The organism is Burkholderia sp. Bp8986 (assembly GCF_003854225.1).
Classification (GTDB): domain Bacteria; phylum Pseudomonadota; class Gammaproteobacteria; order Burkholderiales; family Burkholderiaceae; genus Burkholderia.
Window position 1 is genome coordinate 1 of the sequence record NZ_QTQM01000141.1, and the last position, 1,745, is coordinate 1,745.

The following is a 1,745-nucleotide window of genomic DNA, read 5'->3' on the forward strand; positions in this document are numbered from 1 at the left end:
ACATCGGCGCGTTTTGATCGATGCCATTTCAATGATTTCAGTTTCGAACACGCGATTCTGGAAAACGCGCAGATCGCTGACTGCTACATGTATAGAGTGCATTTCGGCTATGCCGATGCGCGCGACGCCCGATTTAGTCGAATCAACATGATCATGCCGGAAGGGGTCGCGCGACCGGACAGACGCTGTCGTATCGGCGAGTTCCACCTGTCTTTTGCCGAAGCGATCCTGAACAATGCCGTCTTTGAATGGTGCGACCTTGAGGGGGCCCCCTTCGCACCTATTCGGGGTATGAATGTCACCATCGCTGACTGCCACCTCTATGCGGCCAGCTTCGACTGGAACAGAGTGAATGTGATCAACAGGATGAGCGTGCAGTCTACCCAGACCTTGGCCGGGATTTACCAACGATGCACCGGAATGTCGCCGCCGCAGGCGCCGGTGGCCCTTCGATCCGCGCAGAATCTGCCAGCCAAGCCGGCGACGCGCGCCATCAACTTGCCGACTGATGTGTCCAATGCGGCGCCATCGCACCGCGTGTCATGAAAGTCAGTTCCAGCTCATCCACTTCGTCTTCCTCGACGCATCCGGCAGAAGCGACCGGTGTCACTGGCCACTTGCAGGGCAGCGACGAATATACAGTGCGGCGAGACTCGCGCAGTGGTCTATTCGCGTCGTTTCATAAGTTCATTTCCGGTCTGCTCAACAGTTTGAGTTGCGGGGCGTTGGCGAACGAAGTATCGGCGCAACGTGACACGGCTGATCCGCTGCCTGTGCGCTCTGAACGATCGGGGGACATACGGTTGGGAGCCTCCTCGAGCCAACCCAGTAGGCTTCCCTCCAATCCGCAAGAAGCAGATTTTGAACAGGCCCTCAACAAGATCCGTTTATTACCCACAGATCAACAGGGAGGTCCGCTGGAGAGCCTCGCCGGACAAATCTCGTTGCTTCCGGTAGACGCGCGGCTTCGCGCTTTTGTGCAGGCCACAAACGCGATCGCCACGCTAGCAGAAGAGCAACAAGGCGCGTTGCTGGGCGTGCTTACCCGTCAGATCGCGCAGCTTCCGGAAGAGGCAAGGTACGCCGCCTTCAGGCGCGCGAGCGCAGCGTCTAGTTGTCTCTCCGAAGAGCAGATTGGCGCACAGATCGCAATTCTCGTTAGGCAGATTGGCTGGCTCCCGGACCCGTTCCGGGAGCCATATTTCACGAGATTTGCTGACCTTATTCCTACGCTGCCTTCGGGGCAACGGAGCGTGCCGATGGAGGCCCTTGCCAGTCAGATCAAGTGTCTTCCTAAACACGTACGAGCCTCGGTCCGCACGCGAGTCGAACCAGCAAGCACTCTTTCTATCCAAGGAGGGGTGGACTCAGTCGCTATAGACAGACTGCCTCAAGCAAACGATGCTGCGCCAATGTCCCATTGGATTTGGGGCAGTGGCGGCAGCTTGGATTAGGCGACTTTTCGAGCGTGGTCGATATTTGTGATCATGGGCGGATTGCTTCAGCATCACGGTGGGTATTGGTGCCGTCGGTTGTGTAGACCGCGTTTCCAATCTGGTGTAGAGACCTGCGGGATAAGGCTGAGCGTACGGTGAATTTCCGATTTTTGGAAACGCGAAAATTCGCTAACTTGTGTGATTCACGGACATCGTTTCAACTAATATGGGACGATGGAGCTCGAGATCTCGATGCGATTACGCTGGGTACGTATGTATCACGAGACCGGCAACGCCGGTCTCGTGTGC

1 protein-coding gene is annotated in these 1,745 nt (G+C 56.8%); it reads left to right on the forward strand.

Features of this window, described 5'->3' with window-relative positions:
• Window positions 1–546, forward strand: a 546-nt coding sequence (locus tag DID99_RS36525) for a pentapeptide repeat-containing protein (RefSeq protein WP_148094712.1), incomplete at its 5' end; no start/stop codon positions are given.
• Window positions 547–1,745: the final 1,199 nt, after the last annotated feature.